We start from the raw sequence: 16,914 nt of genomic DNA on the forward strand, positions 1-16,914 counted from the left end.
ACCCCCCGCGACACGACCCACGCGCATGACTCAACTGCTCCCGCCCCCGGTGCCGGCCGACGTGGGGATCGTGGCCGCCCTGCCGATCGAGATCGGCCCGACGATCGACCTGCTCCGGGACGTGCGGACCTATTCCGACCCCGAAGGCTCGCAGCGGGCCGTGGTCGAGGGGATGCTCGGCGAGAAGGTCGTGGTGATCGTCTCGGCCGGGGTGGGCCGGAAGGCCGCGGCGAAGGGGGCGAGGCGGTTGCTCGGCGGGCACCGGCCGCGCTGGCTCGTCTCGGCGGGGTTCGGGGGGGCGCTCGACCCGGGCCTGAGGCGGAACGACGTGGTCTTCGCCACCGAGATCGTCGACGCCGCCTCTCCCGACGCCCCGCCGCTGGCGATCGGCCTGACGCCCCCGGCCTCGACGCCGGGATCGAAGATCAGGTATTCGTCCGGCCGGCTGGTGACGGCCTCGAAGATCGTCCGCACGGCCGCCGAGAAGGCGGCGATGCGGGGGCGGTTCGCGGCCGAGGTGGTCGACATGGAGACGGCGAGCGTCGCCTCGATCTGCGCCGATCGGGGGCAGCGGTTCCTGGCGATCCGGGTCATCAGCGACGAGGCCGGGGCCGACCTGCCCCCGGAGGTGATGACGGTGATGGGCCCGACCGGCGGCTTCCGCCTCGGCGCCACGATCGGCGCCCTCTGGAAGCGGCCCGGCAGCGTGAAGGACCTGTGGACCCTCCGGGAGCACGCCATCGAGGCGGCCGACCGCCTGGCCGAGGTGCTCCCGGGGATCATCCATCAACTGGATTGATTCCCAAGACCCGGCGGCGCCCGGAGGGGCGGCTCGCCGAGGGGGTGCGGCTCGACGCCGCCCTGGCCGATGCCGAGCGGGCGGCCCGGGCATCCCCCCTCGACCCCATCACCCTGAGCTACCGGGCCCGGGAGGACCTCGAATTCCTCGAATTCATGGCCCGGCTCGGCCTGATGATCGCCGATCGGCCGGGGGACGTCGACCTCCACCGGCGGATGGGAGACCAGGCGGCCGAGTCGGGCCGACCGGTCCTTGCGGCCCAATCGTCTCGCGCCGCCCTGGAACTCGACCCGAATTGCCGAGGGGCCCTCGACGGCCTGGCCGCCCTCAGGCGGGAGGCCGGCCCTTGACTCCGTCCGCCGCGCCTCGGGCGGGCCCCGAGGGGCCCGGCCGGCGGGGGCCGGGCCCGGATCCGGATCGGGTCAACGGACCTCGATCGGCTCCAGCGAGAGGGTGTTGAAGACGCGGACCACGTCGAGGAACTGGGCGTAGGGGGAGACGCCGTCGAGGCTCGTGGCGTTGAGCTTCAGGTGGGTGGCGTCGACCTCGGTCTGCTTCAGGGCGGCGTCGACGGCGACCCATCGTCCGTTGACATGCACTTCATTCCACATGTGATAGCCGAAGCCGCCGAGGTCGTCGGCGTAGAGCAGGCCGACGACCACCCGGGCGGGCACGCCGGCGGCCCGGCACATGGCGGCGGTCAGCACGCTGTGCTCGCTGCAATCGCCGCTCAGGTCCCGGGCGACGTCGCGGGCGGTGGCGAAGGCGGTCTCGAAGTTCTTCTCGCGTACGTTCTCGGCCACCCAGTCGGTGATAGCCACGGCCTTGGCCCACGGGTCGTCGGCGGCGCCCCGGATGGCCTGCCGGGTGAGGGCGACGACCCCGGGATCCTCGCTGTTGAGCATCGGGTTGGCGGCGAGGTATTCGGGCTCGACGGTCGCCGGCCCTCCCGAGCCGTCCCGGGGCCCGGAGGTGTGGACGTCCAGCAGGGTCGAGCCGTCGGTCGCCCGCCGGACGGTCTGGCGGTCGTCGGCCGGGAAAACCTCCTCGATCGGGGTGTCCCCGCTGTAGGAGACCCGGTAGACGGCCGACCTGGTGCCGGTGGAGTTGGTGATCTGGCGGGAGACGCGGACGATCGAGGCCTTGACGATGTCGAAGGAGCCGGAGCCGGGGGCCTCGGCGGCCTCCTTGGTGGTCCGGTAGGTGAGGATGCCGCCGAAGGCGTCGGTGTGGCTCTTGAGGATTTGGCCCCCGGAGTCGGCCCAGTAGGTGGCGTCCATGCCGGGCAGGGGCTTGCCGTCGGGGCCCTTCACCTGGGACTCGACCTTCAGCAGCGACATCGTGGTGTCGCCGCCGAGCTCGACCTCCTCGACCTCGCGGGCCTCGAGCACGGTCAGGCCGACCTGGTTGAGGTCGGGGATGAAGGTCTTGATCTCCCGGCGCTCGCCGGGGGTCATGGGGGATCGGGAGAGGCTCAGCTCGGGCCCATAAGGGCCCCGGACGTCGTCCCCCCAGGGGATCTCGACCCGTCGTCGCTGGCCGCCGGCCTCGAGGGTCAGGGGCAGGATGTCGTCCCGGGCGTCCCCGGAGATCCGCGTCTCATTCGGGCCGACGAGGCTCCGGGCGTCGAGCCGGAGGACCCGGCCGTCGTAGGTCTCGATCGTGCCGTACCGGGTGGCGATGACCACGTCGTCGTCCAGCCGCTTGATGTTCAGCCGGGAGTCGACCTGCACTCGGAGCAGCTCTCGGCCGTCCCCGGCGGTGACGGGCTCGACGCGGAGGTGGATGTGCCCGACCTTCCGGCCGCCGATGAAGACGGCGTCCCAGGCATCCCGGGCCTTGTCCGGGGCCGCGTCCTGGGCCTCGGCCCGGGGGGGGAGCAAGGTCGGCGTCGCCAGGGCGAGGGCCAGGGCGAGCGTTCGGGCGGCGAGATCGATCCCTCGCATCGGGCGAGATCCTCCCTGGGACTCGGGGCGGCGTCGGCCTGCTCGGGGCGACCGCCCGACGGGGCGATCGGCCCGGGTCACGCGATGGGGCCCCGGCCGGGGTCCGCTCATGCCGAGGCGGGTCGAGTCGATGGGTGCGGGGCCGGGCCCGGGGCGCGCGCCGCGACGACCGCCCGGCCCGACCACTATGGCGCATCGGTCGACCGGGCACAACCCGAGCCGGGCCCGCCCCGGCGGATCCATCGGCCGATGGATCCGCCGGGGCGGGCCCGGCGGTGTGGTTGGAGTTCCCGGGAATCGATCGCTTCAGGAAACGAGGATATTCATGTCGAAGCGATCGCTGGGCAGCAGCTCCAGCGCCGCATACAGCGCCAGTTGCTTGGTGTGATAGGACGGCACCCGGCCCCGGACGACGAAGCGGCCCTGGACCTCCTCGACGGCCAGGTCACGGATCCGACCGTGGGTTGTCTGCCTGATTGAATGCTCGACCTGCTCCAGGAGGGAGGTCGAACCATTCCCAAGGTTCCTCCGCATAGTCCATCACTCCTGAGATCTGTTGCGGGTGAATCGAGATCGCGAGGGGCTGCGATCCAGGAGGGAGTCTCAACATCCTTGGGGTGAGCACGCCCATTATCGTGCTCGCCTCGGGGAGAATGCAAGGGAAAAGGTTGACGGGTCGCCGGGGAACCGACCCCGCCGGTCGATCGTCGACCGATGGTTCGGATCGGGCGTGCCCGATTGCATTGTCGTCATAGTAAACACGGCAGCCGGCGTCGGAGTCAACCGACCAGGCCAGATTGCGCCGGGAAGTCAGCCCGTTTCGGGCGGAGGCTCCGGGAGCGAGGCGGTCGAACCGGCCCCGCCCGGGCGGGGCCGCCTCGGCAATTCGAGTGCGAGCGCGCGGAGGGCGGGGCGGTCCCAGGAGGCGACCGGGCCCTTCCAGCGGTCCCAGAATGGGCCTCGGCCGGCCCCGGTCAGCTCGCTGAGGCGGCCGAGGTTGTAGCCGAGCTGCAGCAGGGCGCGGCGGTCGGGCTCGTCGAGGGCGGCAAGCTCCTCGACCTTCGAGACGCAGTGTGCGACGGCCTCGTCGTCCTCGCGGTCGCTCATCTGGGCGGTTCCCGGGTCCGGGGGGGAATCGGCCCGGCCGATCAGTCTCCGCGGGGCCGGGCGAGGGAGACGATGAGCCGCTCCAGCACGGCCCGCTCGTCCAGGGTGGAGGAGCCCTTCAGCGCCAGGTCGGTCTCCAGCAGCAGGGCGGGGATGCGGTCGACGCGGTCGGGCCCGAGGTGGGCGTGCTGCCGTCCGGTCTTCTCCACGTCCCGGGGCCAGATGCCGGCCCGCTTGCAGGCGTCGGCCAGCTCCCTGCGGGCCAGCCGCAGCGCCCCGGCGTGGTGCACCTTGCGGAGGGAGATCGCCAGGGCCGCCAGCAGCCGCTGGGGGGCCTCGCCGGAGGCGAGCAGCCGGTCGAGCACGCCGAGCGCCCCGGGGGCGTCGCCGAGCGAGGCGCGGTCGATCAGGTCCCAGACCTCCAGGACCCGGCCGGCGCCGACGAGCTTCGCCACGTCCTCCCGGGTGATGGCCTTGCCGTCGCCGACGTAGGCGGCGAGCTTGTCGACCTCGGAGACGAGCAGACCCGGCTCGGGGCCGACCAGCTCGACGAGGAAACGGGCGGCCTCGGGGGGGAACTTCAGCCCCCAGCGCCCCGAGGCCAGCTTGCCGAGCCAGGAGGCCAGCTCCGAATCCCTCGGCGCCTTGCACTCGACCGAGGCCCCCGACTGCTCGACCAGCTTGGCGAGCTTCGTGTTCGACGGCCAGGACTTCACCGACAGCACCAGCACCCCCGAGTCGGGCGGCCGGGCGGCGAACGCCTCCAGCTCCTTGCGGTGGGCGGTCACGAACGGGTCGGCGTCCTCGACGATCGCCACCCGCCTGGGCGCCAGGAACGGCAGCGTCCGGACCTCGTCGAGCACCCTCGCCAGCTCCGCCTGGGCCCCGGGGAACCGCGAGACGCCCAGCTCCTCCTCATCCTGGCCCCCCATCGCGTTGCGGATGATGGCGAGGATCGCTTCCCTCCTGAGGTACGCGTCGTCGCCAAAAATAGCGTAGACCGGCAGGACTTCTCGCACCTTTCTCGGGTCGACGAATTCGAACGCGTGCATGGGAGATGCCTGGGCTCGGGGGGGCGAATCCCGGGGTACTGAGCGTAGCGGCGAGGGGGGCCGGCCGCCAAGCCGGGATGTCGGAGTTGGACGCTTGACGACGCGAGTTCATGTCTGACGGAGGATGAAACGGGTGCGGTCGGGGGGTCGTCCGGCGGTCGATCCGGCCCGTTCCGCTCGATCGAGGATCGGCCGACCGAGGCGGGACGATCGATCGAATGTCCATCATTCCCCATCCGGCGTCGACCCGCCCCGGGGATCAGGCGGCGAGCCCGGCCGAGGTGTCGGCCCCGGCGGGGTTCCCGGCCGCATCGCCGAGGCCGAAGCGCTCGGCCAGGGCGAGGGCGATCCGGTCGGCGGCCTGGCCGTCGCCGTACGGGCTGATGGGGTGGGGAGGGGGGGCGGAGCCGGAGAGGATGGCCTCGGCCTCGGCGACGATCCGGGCCGGGTCGGTGCCGACGAGCCGGCAGGAGCCCATCGCCACCCCTTCGGGGCGCTCGGTGCGGTCCCGGAGCACCAGGACCGGCCGGCCGAGCGCGGGGGCCTCCTCCTGCACGCCCCCGGAGTCGGAGAGGATGAAGACCGAGGCCTTCATCAGCGAGACGAACTGGGGGTAGCTGACCGGCTCGATCCGCCGGACCCGGTCGAGCCCGGCCAGCTCCCGGTCGACGATCGCCCGGACCGGGGGGCTCGGGTGGACGGGGAAGACGACGCAGAGGCCGGGGTCGCGGTCCAGGAGCGTCCGGACGGCCCGGCAAGCCCGCCGGAGGGGATCGCCGAGGTTCTCGCGGCGGTGGGAGGTCATCAGGATCATCCGATCCGTCGGCGGCTCGAAGGGCAGGGGGGCCGGGCGGGACTCGATCCAGCGGAGGGCGTCGATCACCGTGTTGCCGACCACCCGGATCCGGCCGGCGGGGATCCCCTCCCGGAGCAGGTTCTCCCGGGAGGCGGCGGTGGGGGCGAAGTGCAGGTCGGCCAGCCGGGCGGTGAGGGCCCGGTTGGCCTCCTCGGGGAACGGCTCGGAGAGGCGGCCCGACCGGAGCCCGGCCTCGACGTGGGCGAACGGCACCCGACGGTAGTGGCAGGCCAGGGCGGCGGCGAAGACCGAGGTCGTGTCCCCCTGGGCGACAACGAGGTCGGGGCGATGGCGGCCGATCCAGCCGCCGAGCCCCTCCAGGCATCGGGCGGTCAGCGCCGCCAGGTCCTGGCCGGGACGCATGAGGGCGAGGTCGTCGTCGACCCGGATCTCGAAGTCGGCCAGGGCGCGGTCGAGCAGTTCTCGGTGCTGGCCGGTCGAGAGGACGAGCACCTCGAAGCCGCTGCCCGGCCGCCGCAGCCGGCGGACGATCGGCGCCATCTTCACCGCCTCGGGGCGCGTGCCCACCACGCACGCGACGGTCGTCGCCATCGTCCCGGCCTCCTCGCCCCCGTCGCCGGGCGAGTCGAATCGCCCGAGGGGCGGGGGGATGATAGGCGAAGCGGCGGGATCGGGCCAGTCGAATCGGCCGACCGCTCAGGAGTCGGACTTCGAGCCCGACCTGCCCCGGCCGCCGCCGCCCGGCTTCTTGCCGCCTCCGTCGTCCTTGTTGACGGTGGCCCAGGCCCGACGCTCGGCCTCGTCCTGGGGCACTCCCCGCTCCTTGTACCCTTCCTCGATGTGCTCGGCCTTGCGCTTCTGTTTGTCGGTGTACTTGCTCTTGTCGCCCTGGGGCATGATCCCGTCCTCCGGTCGAGTCCCAGCCCTTCGCCCGATCGCCGACCCGATCGGCGTCGGGGGCCCGGACTGATCAGAGATGACTGGTGCAAGTCGCGGGCCGAGATGGGGAGAGCCGATCAGGGAGACTCCAGCCGCCTCCGGAGCCGGGCGAACTTCTCGCGGAGCGCATCGCCGCCGAGGTCGGGGTGGAGGGCGGAGGTGCCGTCGATCAGTCGCCGGGCGTCGGAGGGGCGGCCGGTGCGGTAGTAGGAGACGGCCAGGCCGTATCGGGCCTCGAACCAGGGGGCCGAGCCGGGGGGGTGCGAGGCGATGATGGCGCGGTGGACGTCGGCCGACTGGGTGTAGAGGCCGAGGCGGTCGAGGGCGTCGGCCAGGGGCCCGAGCAGCCCGGGGGGGAGCCGGGAGGGGAGCAGGTCGCCGGCCCAGGACTGGGCCGAGGCCCGGGCGCCGTCGAGGTCCCCGGTCTCGAGCTGGCCCCGGAGGCGGACCACCCGGGCCCGGGCCCGCAGGCCGGGGTCGAGCCCGTCGGGTCGCGCCAGCACGCGCTCGGCCAGCAGCCGGGAGACGCCGGCGATCCGACGGCGGGAGGGCTCGGCCGTGGCGGCGGCGGCGGCCCGGTCGAGCCGCTCGGCCAGGGCGATGATCTCCCCGGGATCGGAGCGATCCAGCTCCTCCCTGGCCTCGCGTTCGGCCTCGGCGGCCTGCTGGTCGAGGGCCAGGGCGACGATCCTGAGCCGTCGGGCACGGTCCCGTCGGGCGGCGTCGGACTCGGATGCGACGAGGCGGTCGAGCCGTCCGAGGGCCTGGCCGATCTCGGCCGACCGGAGCCCGGGGATCAGCTCCAGCTCGGCCCGGGCCAGGTCGAAGGCGTTGCGATCGCCGGGGTCGGCCGCCTCCTCGGCGAAGGAATCCAGCGCCGCCCGGGCCCGGAGCAGCCGGGCCCGGGCCTCGTCCTCCTTGCCCTCGACGAGCAGCGATTGCACGGCGTCCCGGTGAAGCTCGACAATCGCCATCCTCGACTCCCGCCACCGGGGGTGCGAGCGTGGCACGGCCGACCAGAGGGCGATGGCGTCCGCCTCCCGGGCCTCGGAGGCCTGGAGCCGGCCAAGGATCCAGCGGGCCTCGGAGGCCGACGGGTCGTCCGGGAAGGCGGCGATGTGGTCCTCCAGCGCCTGCTGGTAGGCCGGCTTCGCCCCCGACCCGCCCTGGGAGGACGCCAGCCTCCCCAGCGCCAGGGCGTGCAGCAGGCTGGCGTTGGCCCGCTGGTCGTCCGGGGCGGGGCTGCCGGGCGTCCGGGCGAGCTCGGCGAGCGGGCCGAGGGCCTCGGCGGCCCGGTCGAACCGCCCGGCTCGCACGAGGATGGCGGCGGCCCGGTAGCGCATCACCCAGGCCCGCCCGGGATCCCCGAGCCGCTCGGCGTGGTCGGCGCCGAGCTGGTTGACCCGGACCGCCTGGCCCACGTCCCCCCGGGCCAGGTGCCCCTCGGCCAGCAGCTCCCAGAGGCCGGGGTCGTCGGCGTCGTCCGGCTCGACGATCGAGGCGGCCAGCCTCGCCAGGGCGGGGGAGGCCTCGGGGCGGTCGGCGTCCCGGAGGCGACGGACCCGGGTGATCGCGTCCTCCTCCACCGCCGACCGCTCCCGGCCCGGGAACAGGTCGATCCACTGCCGGGCCCGGACCCGGACCGCCCGGACGTCCTTCGACGGCCGGTCCAGCCCCGAGCGCTCGATCGCGACGATCGCCTCCTCGAATTGCTTCCGGGCCAGCAGCAGGTCGAGCTGCACGTCCAGCCGCTCCGCCTCGCCCGGGCCGGGCATGTCCTCGGCCTGCCGGAGCGCCTCCTCGGCCTCCCCCAGCTCTCCCAGCTCGACCAGCAGCCTCGCCCTGAGCAGCGTCGCGTGGCCGGCCAGGGGGGGATCCAGGGGCAAATCCTTGAGGCGACCGAGGGCCTGCTGCCGGGCGTCGAGCGCCCGGCCCGGGTCGTCCTCCAGGTCGCCGCGGTCGGCCAGGGCCTGGGCGAACCGGAACCGGATGTTCTGCGCCGTCAGGTCACCCTCGGGCCTCCCCCGGGTCTGGGTCCAGAGGCGTCGGAGCCGGGCGATGGCGTCGTCCAGCGCCTCGATCGCCCGGGCCCGGGCCTCGGGGTCGGCCGGGGAGCGTTCGAGCTGGGCGATCCAGGTCCGGCCCTCGGCCCATCGGTAGACGGCCGCCTGGAGGTCGACCGCGTCGGCGATCGGGTTGCCGGGGTCGACCATGAGCAGGGCGTCGAGCAGGTCGACCGCGGCGTCCCAGCGCGAGGCCCTGCGGCCGGCCTCCGGCTCGGCCTGGGCGGCGGCGTCGAGCCGATCGGCCGCGTCGAGCGCGTCCCTCGCCCGCTCCTCCCGGTCGATCGACGCCTCGACGAACCGCCTGCGGGCCGACTCGACGAGTTCCCTCACCTGGCGGTCGTCGAGCCGGTCCGGGTCCTGCACCGCCGGGACCAGCATCGCGACCAGGATCGCGCCGATTGCCATCGTCTCGCTCCTTGGGTTCCTCGGCCCGTTTCCCCAAGTCTACAGCCCGGCGCAAGGCCGGGCTGCCCGGTCTCCCCGCCGGGGGATCCCGCGGAGGGGCGGCACGAGGCCCCCCGGCGCCTTATGCTTCATGCTCCGGGGGTCCGGGGCGATCGGTTTCGGCCGGGGGAGCTTCAGCGATGGGGATCGATCCGGGACCCGGACGCCCGACCTCGCCGACGACGTCGATCGTCGAGCCCCGATCGGCGATCGAGGGGCTGGAATGGCCAGCCGTGCCCGACCCGACGGCCTCCCGGGTGCTGGCGCTGGCCTTCCAGCTGGAGCATTCGCAGTGGTGGCCGCCGGGGACGCTCCTGGATCATCAGCTCCGGCAGGCGGGCCGGGTCGTCGAGCACGCCCGACGAACGAGCCGATTCTACGCCGGACGGTTCGACGGGCTGGATCTGGGTCCCGGCCCCCCGAGCCTCGACCAATTCCGGTCCCTGCCGACCCTGGACCGGGAGACGGTGCAGCGCGAGGGCCCGGCCCTCCGGAGCACCTCCCGTCCCCGGTCCCACGGCGAAATCCTCACGATGCACACCTCGGGCTCGACCGGCCGGCCGACCGAGGTGCAGGCGACCGGCCTGTCCTGCCTGTTCCTGATGGCCCACACCCTCCGAGACCACCTGTGGGGGCGTCGGGCGTTCTCCGGCTCGATGGTCCTGATGCAATCGGCCTCGGGCCGGTCGGCGGAGGGCCGATTCCCGGGGTGGTTCCGGGGGATCGCCACCGGGCCGGCCCGGGTCGTGGACGTCACCCGACCGGTCGGCGAGCTGCTCGACCTCCTGATCGAGGAGGATCCGGACTACCTCCAGGTCCATCCCTCCACGCTCGGCGCCCTGCTGGATCGGTCCTTAAGGGCCGGGGTCGCGCCGGGCCGCCTGAAGCAGGTCAAATGCTTCGGCGAGGTGCTGGGGCCGACGACCCGGGAGCGATGCCGGGTGCAGTGGGGGGCCGAGGTCCGAGACTGTTACGCGTCGGAGGAATGCGGGCCGATCGCGTTGCAGTGCCCCGAGTCGGGGGACCTGCACATCCAGGCCGAGAGCACGCTCGTCGAGGTCCTGGACGACCGGGGAGAGCCTTGCGGGCCGGGAGAGGTGGGCCAGGTCCACGTCACCCCGCTGCACAACTTCGCGATGCCGCTGATCCGGTACGGGCTGGGGGACTACGCCGAGGTCGGCGCCCCGTGCCCGTGCGGGAGGGGGCTCCCCACGCTGCGACGGGTGGTCGGCCGGGTCCGGCACCTGGTGAGGCTGCCCCGCGGCGATCGCATCCATCCCGAGTTCGACGAGGAGGCCCTGAGGGCGATCGCCGACATCAGGCAGTACCAGTTGACCCAGGTCGAACCGGAGAGGATCGACGTCTCCCTCGTGGTCGAGGGCGGGCCGCTGGACGACGACCGGGAACGACTCCTCTGCGACCACTTCGACTCGGCCTTCCGCCACCGGTTCCGCTACCGGGTCCGATACCTCGACGAGATCCCCCGGACCCCCCGGGGCAAGTTCGAGGTCTTCCGCTGCGAGGTCGACGACCCCCGACCTTGATGGGGTGATCGGCCCCGCTAAGGGCCGATCCCCTGGGATGGCGAGCCAGAGGGCCTCCGGGTACGATGAGGCTTTCGCCGACCGATTGGGGGGGAGGAGATCGCCGTGCGCGTCGGGATCGGACACGACACCCACCGCCTCGTCGAGGGGAGGCCCTTGATCCTGGGGGGCGTCCGGATCGAGTTCGAGCGCGGCCTGGCCGGGCACTCCGACGCCGACGTCGTGCTCCACACCGTGGCCGACGCCCTGCTCGGCGCCGCCGGGATGGGGGACATCGGCGAACTCTTCCCCGACACCGACCCGAAGTGGGAGGGGCTCGACAGCGGAGAGCTGCTGGCCGATGTCGTCTCCCGGGTCCTCGCCGCCGGCTGGTCGCCGGTCAACTGCGACCTGATCATCCACGCCCAGCGCCCGAAGCTGCTGGCCCACAAGCCCGCCATCCGGGCCAACGTCGCCCGCCTGCTCGGCCTGCCCGAGGAGGCCGTGAACGTGAAGGCCAAGACCGGCGAGCACGTCGGCCCCGTCGGCCGGGGGGAGGCGATGTGCTGCGAGGCGGTGGTGCTGGTCGACCGGGCGGGGGGCTGACGCCATGACGATCCGAATCGGCCTCATCTCCCGGCACCGGCTCCGGTTCACCATCGGCACGATGATGGCGATCATTGCGGTGATTGCCACTGTGCTGGCGATCGCCTCGGACGCGGCGAGGGGCGGGTGGTTCGGACTGGCCTCGCTCTCGATCGTGAGCCCGGTCGCCCTGGCCTACCTGGTCCTCTTCGCCGTGCCCCGGACCTTAGTCCGGCTCCTCCTCTGGCTGATCCCCTGCCTCCGCGCCGAGGACGAGGACCCGCTCTGAACACCAGGTCACATCGCCCCTCGGCCCGCCTCGCGAACCCCCGACCGGAACGACCCCGACCATGCCCATCCGCGTCTACAACACCCTGACCCAGGCCAAGGAGCCGCTCCAGACCGTCGTCCCCGGCAAGGTGGGCATGTACGTCTGCGGGCCGACGGTGTATTCGAAGAGCCACATCGGCCACATGGTCGGGCCGGTGATCTTCGACACGATCAAGCGGTTCCTCGCCCACAGCGGGTACGAGGTCACCTGGGTCGTCAACATCACCGACGTCGACGACAAGCTGATCGTCCAGGCCAACGCCGAGGGGACGACCGTCAAGGAACTGGCCGGGCGGGTCACCGAGGACTACCTCGCCTGCCTCGACGCCCTGGGGGTGACCGGCATCGACCACATGCCCCGGGCCACCGAGCACATCGACGGCATCATCGGCATCACCCGCGGCCTGATCGACAAGGGCTACGCCTACCCCGCCGGGGGGGACGTCTACTTCGACGTGAGCAAGGCCGCCGAGTACGGCAAGCTCTCGCACCGGAACCCGGAGGAGCTGCAGTCCGGCTCCCGGGTCGAGCCGACCGAGAAGAAGAAGCACCCCGGGGACTTCGCCCTCTGGAAGGGCTCCAAGCCCGGCGAGCCCTCCTGGGAGAGCCCCTGGGGCCCCGGCCGCCCCGGGTGGCACATCGAGTGCTCGGCCATGAGCATGGAACTCCTGGGAGAGCACTTCGACATCCACGGCGGCGGCCTGGATCTCGTCTTCCCGCACCACGAGAACGAGGTGGTGCAGTCCGAATGCTTCTCGGGCAAGCCGTTCGCCTCGTACTGGCTGCACAACGGGCTCCTGACAAACAAGGGCCGGAAGATCAGCAAGTCGGACCCCGACACCGTGGTCCTGATGGCCGACCTGCTCGGCCAGTACCAGCCGGACACGCTCCGGGCGCTCCTGCTCTCCAGCCACTACCGCCGCCCGATCGACTTCAGCCCCGGCCGGCTGGACGAGGTCGAGCGCGGCCTCCGCGCCTTCTCCTCGCTGTTCGACCGCTTCGAGCGGCTGTCGGGCCGGTCGTTCTACGACCTCGACTCCCCTCCGAGCCGGGAGGCCGGCGATCGGCTCGCCTCCGGTGACCTTCCCCCGGAGGTCGCCGACCACCGCTCCCGGTTCCTGGAGTCGATGGACGACGACTTCAACACCGGGGGGGCCCTCGGCGAGCTGTTCGAACTCGTCCGGGCCCTCAACCGGTTCGCCGACTCCGAGCAACTCGAGAGCAAGAAGGGGGACGCAAACGCCCTGGCCCCCTGGATCTCGGGGATGACCGTCCTCCGGGAACTCTCCCTGTTGCTCGGCCTGTTCCTCCGCCCCCCGGCCGCGTCCGGGGCCGACTCCGGGGGCCTGACCGGTCCCCTGATCGAGCTGTTCATCGAGCTAAGGGCCCAGGCCCGCAAGGACCGCAACTTCGCCCTTGCCGACCAGATCCGGGATCGCCTCGCCGCCCTCGGCGTGAAGCTGGAGGACCGGCCCGACGGCACCGGCTGGAAGTTGGAGGGCTAATCCTCCGGGATCCCCGTCGAAGACTCCCCGGGGGATCGTGAACCGGGGCGGGGGTCGGGCGACTGACTCCCCGGTTGACTTGCCGGTCGCAGGCGGGAGGATCCCAGGAGGGGGGGAGTGCCCCCCCTCCAAGGAGACACGCCCCGATGTTCGTCCGATTGCTGCTGCTCCTGACCATCGTCCCCATCGCCGAGTTGTTCGTGCTCCTGCAGGTGCACGGCGCGATCGCCGAGCGGTACGACTTCAAGACGGGCTTGCTCGTCACCGTCGGCGCGATCCTCTTCACCGGGGCACTCGGCGCCTACCTGGCGAGGCGCCAGGGGCTCGGGGTGATCCGGGAATTGCAGCGGTCGATGGCCGAGGGGAAGTTCCCGGGGCGGACGCTCCTCGACGGCGCGATGGTCCTGGTCGGCGGCGCCATGCTGCTGACCCCGGGCTTCCTGACCGACCTGGTCGGCCTCAGCCTGCTGATCCCGTTCACCCGGGACGCCTACCGGAGGGTCTTCTCCGCCTGGCTCTCCCGGAAGGTCCGGCGGGGGGAGGCATTCGTCCGGTTCGGGCCGGGGCCCGGGTCGGGGATGGGGCCCTGGCCGGGATCGGGCGACCCGAGGGCCCCGGGCCCGTCGTCCGCGAGGGGGCGCGTGATCGATGTCACTCCCGAAGACCAGGACCGGGCCTGACGCCGTCTCGACCGGGCCGATCCTGAGGCTCGACGCGGTCGGCCGGACGTTCCGGATGGGGGAGGTCGAGGTCGAGGTCCTCCGGGACGTCAACCTGGAGATCGACCCCGGCGAGCTCGTCGTCATCGTCGGCCCGAGCGGCTCGGGCAAGACGACGCTCCTGAACCTGATCGGCGGGCTCGACCAGCCGACCGTCGGCCGCGTCTGGTTCCGGGACCGCGAGTTGTCGCGCTGCTCATCCCGGGAACTCGGCGCCTTCCGCCGGGACGAGGTCGGCTTCGTCTTCCAGTTCTTCAACCTCGTGCCCACCCTGACGGCCCGGGAGAACGTGCAGGTCGCCGCCGAGCTGGTCGACGACCCGATCGACGTGGACGAGTGCCTCCGGATGGTCGAGCTGGCCCCCCGGGCCGATCATTTCCCGTCCCAGCTCTCCGGCGGCGAGCAGCAGCGGGTCGCCATCGCCCGGGCCCTGGCCAAGAACCCGGAGCTGCTGCTCTGCGACGAGCCGACCGGCGCCCTCGACTACGAGACGGGCAAGGCCGTGCTGTCGATGCTCTGGGACGTGAACAGGCGTCTGGGGAAGACCGTGCTCATCATCACCCACAATCAGGCGATCGCCCGGATGGCCGACCGCCTGATCCGGATCCGGTCGGGCCGGATCGTCGAGGACGTGCCGCAGGGGCACCCGGCCCGGCCCGAGGAGGTGACCTGGTGAGGCCCTCGGCCCTCGACCGCAAGCTCTGGCGCGACTTGCGCGGCTCCGGCGTCGTGGTGCTGGCGATCGCCAGCATCATCGCCGTGGGGGTGGCCTGCTTCGTCGCCATGCGGTCGGCCTACCACAACCTCGGCGAGGCGAAGGACCGGTACTACGCCCGGTGCCGGATGGCCGACTTCTCGGTCGAGCTGAAGAAGGCACCGCTGTCCGACGTCTCGATCCTGGGGTCGCTGCCGGGGGTGACGGAGATCCGGCCTCGCATCCAGCAGTTCGTGACCGTCGACCTGGAGGGGGTCGACGCGATCATCAACGGCCAGGTCCTCTCGCTGCCCGACGAGCACCGGCCGATCATCAACGACATCGTCCTCAAGCGCGGGGGCTATTTCACCGGGAGGCTCGAGGACGAGGTGATCGTCAACGACGCCTTCGCCCGGCACCACGGGCTGGGGCCCGGGGACCCGGTCCACCTGATCATGAACGACCGCCGCCGGGAGTTCCGGGTGGTCGGCACGGCGATCAGCAGTGAGTTCGTCTACCTGCTCGGCCCCGGGTCGATCGTGCCCGACCCGGCCCGGTTCGGCGTCTTCTACCTGAAGCGGAGCGACCTGGAGGCGGCCTTCGGCTTCGAGGGGGCCTGCAACCAGGTGGTCGGCCGGCTCTCCCCGGGGGTCCGGGACCGGCCCGATGCGCTGCTCGATCGCGCCGAGCTGCTGCTGGAGGACTTCGGCGTTGCCTCGACCACGCCGAGGCGCGACCAGATCTCCAATCGGTTCCTCAGCGACGAGATCCGGCAGCTCGGCACCTTCGCCTTCGTCATGCCGGCCATCTTCCTGGCGGTGGCGGCCCTGGTCCTGAACGTCCTGATGGGACGACTGACGGAGCAGCAGCGGACGACGATCGGCACGCTCAAGGCATTGGGATATACCGACGGGGCGTTGTATCTCCACCTGCTCAAGTTCGGGGTGGTGGTGGGGCTGATCGGCGGGCTGGTCGGCTGCGGGTTCGGGCACCTGCTGGCGGGGCTGATGACGGGGCTCTACCGGCGGTTCTTCGAGCTGCCGAGGCTGGAGAACCGGGTCTTCCCGGGCGTCATGGCTTCGGGCGTGGCGATCAGCGTCGCCTTCGCGCTGGTGGGGGTCGCCCGGGGGGCCCGAGGGGTCCTCTCGCTGGAGCCGGCCGAGGCGATGCGGCCGAAGCCGCCGGAGGGATCCCGGGTGACCTGGCCGGAGCGGATCCCGTGGCTCTGGCGGGCGATCGGCACCGGGTGGCGGATGATCCTGCGGAACATCCTCCGAAACGGCCGGAGGAACCTCGTCGGCGTGGTGGCCTCGATGATGGCCGCCGCGCTGCTGGTGACCTCGCTGATGGGGGGGGACGCGATCGACCGGGGCGTCGAGGTCCAGTTCTCGCTGATCCAGCGGAGCGACGTCGACCTCGGCTTCCGGGACACCCGGGGCCGGGCCGCCCTGCTGGAGGCGAGCCGCCTGCCCGGGGTCGACCTCGCCGAGCCGATGCTCAACGTCGGCTGCACCTTCCGCAACGGCCCGTTCGAGAAGCGGGCCGCCGTCACCGGCCTGGTCCCGGGGGCCCGGCTGACCTCCCCCCGTGACGCCGAGGGCCGCCCCGTGGCGGTCCCCCGGGCCGGGCTCGCCCTGGGGAAGACGCTGGCCGAACACCTGAGGGTCGGGCCGGGCGACCTCGTCGTCTTCGAGCCGACCGAGGGGAGGAGGGAGCCGATGGCGGTCCCCGTCGTCGCCATCGTCGACAGCTTCATCGGCCTGGCGGCCTACGCCGACCTCGGCTACCTGAGCGGGCTGATCGACGAGGAGTTCGCCGTCAGCGGCGTCCAGCTCCGGGTCGACCCCCGGCCCGGGCCGCGCCGGGAACTGTTCCAGGAACTGAAGCGGCTGCCGGCGGTCCGGTCGGTGGGCGTCCGGGAGGAGATGATCGCCAGCATCCGCAAGGCGGTGGTCGACACCAACGCGGCGGCCACGGCGATGATGATCGCCTTCGCCGGGACGATCTTCTTCGGGACGACGCTCAACGCCTCGCTCGTCGCCCTGGCCGAGCGCCGCCGGGAGGTGGCGACGCTGCTGGTCCTGGGGCACGAGCGGTCGGCCGTCGGCCGGCTGTTCCTGGGGGAGACGCTGGTCATCAACGGCATCGGCACGCTGCTGGGCCTGCCCGCGGGCCGCGCCCTGTTCTGGGCCCTGATCCGGACGGCCCAGACCGACTCGTTCCGGATCCCGACCGCCTCGCCGTGGTCCTCCTTCGCCTGGACATTGGCCGTCGGCCTGGCGTTCAGCCTGGCGGCGCACGCGGTGGTCGCCCGGTCGATCGCCCGGCTGGACCTGCAGGAAAGCATGAGAATCCGCGAATGATCGGCCCCGGGCCGATCACGCCTGG

15 protein-coding genes and 1 pseudogene are annotated in these 16,914 nt (G+C 72.5%); 9 read left to right on the forward strand and 7 right to left on the reverse strand.

Annotation, left to right across the window (positions count from 1 at the left end):
* Positions 1-25: 25 nt before the first annotated feature.
* Complete coding sequence (locus tag ElP_RS10550) at positions 26-799, forward strand: phosphorylase family protein (RefSeq protein WP_145269073.1); 774 nt, start codon at positions 26-28, stop codon at positions 797-799.
* The gene (locus ElP_RS10555; RefSeq protein ID WP_145269075.1) at positions 796-1,149 is read left to right on the forward strand and encodes a hypothetical protein; all 354 of its coding nucleotides are present in this window, start codon (positions 796-798) and stop codon (positions 1,147-1,149) included. The genes ElP_RS10550 and ElP_RS10555 overlap by 4 nt, the downstream gene beginning before the upstream one ends.
* Positions 1,150-1,221: 72 nt before the next feature.
* Here the strand turns inward: ElP_RS10555 and ElP_RS10560 are convergent, their stop codons facing one another.
* From ElP_RS10560 to ElP_RS10590, 7 genes and pseudogenes are all read right to left on the reverse strand, one after another.
* Positions 1,222-2,745: a transglutaminase-like domain-containing protein gene (locus ElP_RS10560; protein WP_145269077.1), complete on the reverse strand. Its 1,524-nt coding sequence runs from the start codon at positions 2,743-2,745 to the stop codon at positions 1,222-1,224.
* A 306-nt stretch (positions 2,746-3,051) separates the two neighbouring features.
* Positions 3,052-3,279, reverse strand: coding sequence for a phospholipid-binding protein (locus ElP_RS10565; RefSeq protein WP_231749640.1), 228 nt, complete (start codon positions 3,277-3,279; stop codon positions 3,052-3,054).
* 276 nt (positions 3,280-3,555) lie between these two features.
* Positions 3,556-3,852 (reverse strand): hypothetical protein, encoded by a 297-nt coding sequence (locus ElP_RS37835; protein WP_197446875.1) that lies wholly within the window; start codon positions 3,850-3,852, stop codon positions 3,556-3,558.
* Between the two features lie 41 nt (positions 3,853-3,893).
* The gene (gene holA, locus ElP_RS10575; RefSeq protein ID WP_145269080.1) at positions 3,894-4,904 is read right to left on the reverse strand and encodes a DNA polymerase III subunit delta; all 1,011 of its coding nucleotides are present in this window, start codon (positions 4,902-4,904) and stop codon (positions 3,894-3,896) included.
* Positions 4,905-5,163: 259 nt separating this feature from the next.
* Entirely contained in the window at positions 5,164-6,312 is a 1,149-nt protein-coding gene (gene wecB / locus ElP_RS10580) for a non-hydrolyzing UDP-N-acetylglucosamine 2-epimerase (RefSeq protein ID WP_145269082.1), read from the reverse strand.
* A 126-nt stretch (positions 6,313-6,438) separates the two neighbouring features.
* Positions 6,439-6,618 (reverse strand): annotated as a pseudogene (locus ElP_RS10585) (plasmid stabilization protein); the annotation flags it as partial.
* A gap of 119 nt (positions 6,619-6,737) precedes the next feature.
* Positions 6,738-9,131, reverse strand: a complete 2,394-nt coding sequence (locus tag ElP_RS10590) for a tetratricopeptide repeat protein (RefSeq protein WP_145269086.1) — start codon at positions 9,129-9,131, stop codon at positions 6,738-6,740.
* Between the two features lie 179 nt (positions 9,132-9,310).
* On the opposite strand from ElP_RS10590, the gene ElP_RS10595 reads away from it, so the two are divergent.
* The 7 genes from ElP_RS10595 to ElP_RS10625 all read left to right on the forward strand — a co-directional run bounded on the left by ElP_RS10595 (position 9,311) and on the right by ElP_RS10625 (position 16,889).
* On the forward strand, positions 9,311-10,714 hold the full coding sequence (locus tag ElP_RS10595; protein ID WP_145269088.1) for a phenylacetate--CoA ligase family protein: 1,404 nt from the start codon (positions 9,311-9,313) through the stop codon (positions 10,712-10,714).
* Between the two features lie 105 nt (positions 10,715-10,819).
* Positions 10,820-11,299 carry a 2-C-methyl-D-erythritol 2,4-cyclodiphosphate synthase gene (gene ispF, locus ElP_RS10600; RefSeq protein WP_145269090.1) on the forward strand — a complete coding sequence of 160 codons (480 nt, stop codon included), beginning with the start codon at positions 10,820-10,822 and terminating at the stop codon, positions 11,297-11,299.
* Positions 11,300-11,303: 4 nt separating this feature from the next.
* A complete protein-coding gene (locus ElP_RS10605) occupies positions 11,304-11,567 on the forward strand; it encodes a hypothetical protein (RefSeq protein ID WP_145269091.1) in 264 nt (87 codons plus the stop codon).
* Between the two features lie 61 nt (positions 11,568-11,628).
* Positions 11,629-13,113 carry a cysteine--tRNA ligase gene (gene cysS, locus ElP_RS10610; protein WP_145269093.1) on the forward strand — a complete coding sequence of 495 codons (1,485 nt, stop codon included), beginning with the start codon at positions 11,629-11,631 and terminating at the stop codon, positions 13,111-13,113.
* A 146-nt stretch (positions 13,114-13,259) separates the two neighbouring features.
* Positions 13,260-13,793, forward strand: coding sequence for an FxsA family protein (locus ElP_RS10615; RefSeq protein WP_145269095.1), 534 nt, complete (start codon positions 13,260-13,262; stop codon positions 13,791-13,793).
* Positions 13,762-14,508 carry an ABC transporter ATP-binding protein gene (locus ElP_RS10620; RefSeq protein ID WP_145269097.1) on the forward strand — a complete coding sequence of 249 codons (747 nt, stop codon included), beginning with the start codon at positions 13,762-13,764 and terminating at the stop codon, positions 14,506-14,508. Before ElP_RS10615 ends, ElP_RS10620 begins: the two co-directional genes overlap by 32 nt.
* Positions 14,505-16,889, forward strand: coding sequence for an ABC transporter permease (locus ElP_RS10625; protein WP_145269099.1), 2,385 nt, complete (start codon positions 14,505-14,507; stop codon positions 16,887-16,889). The genes ElP_RS10620 and ElP_RS10625 overlap by 4 nt, the downstream gene beginning before the upstream one ends.
* The last annotated feature ends 25 nt before the right edge of the window (positions 16,890-16,914 follow it).

It is taken from the genome of Tautonia plasticadhaerens (assembly GCF_007752535.1).
GTDB lineage: Bacteria > Planctomycetota > Planctomycetia > Isosphaerales > Isosphaeraceae > Tautonia > Tautonia plasticadhaerens.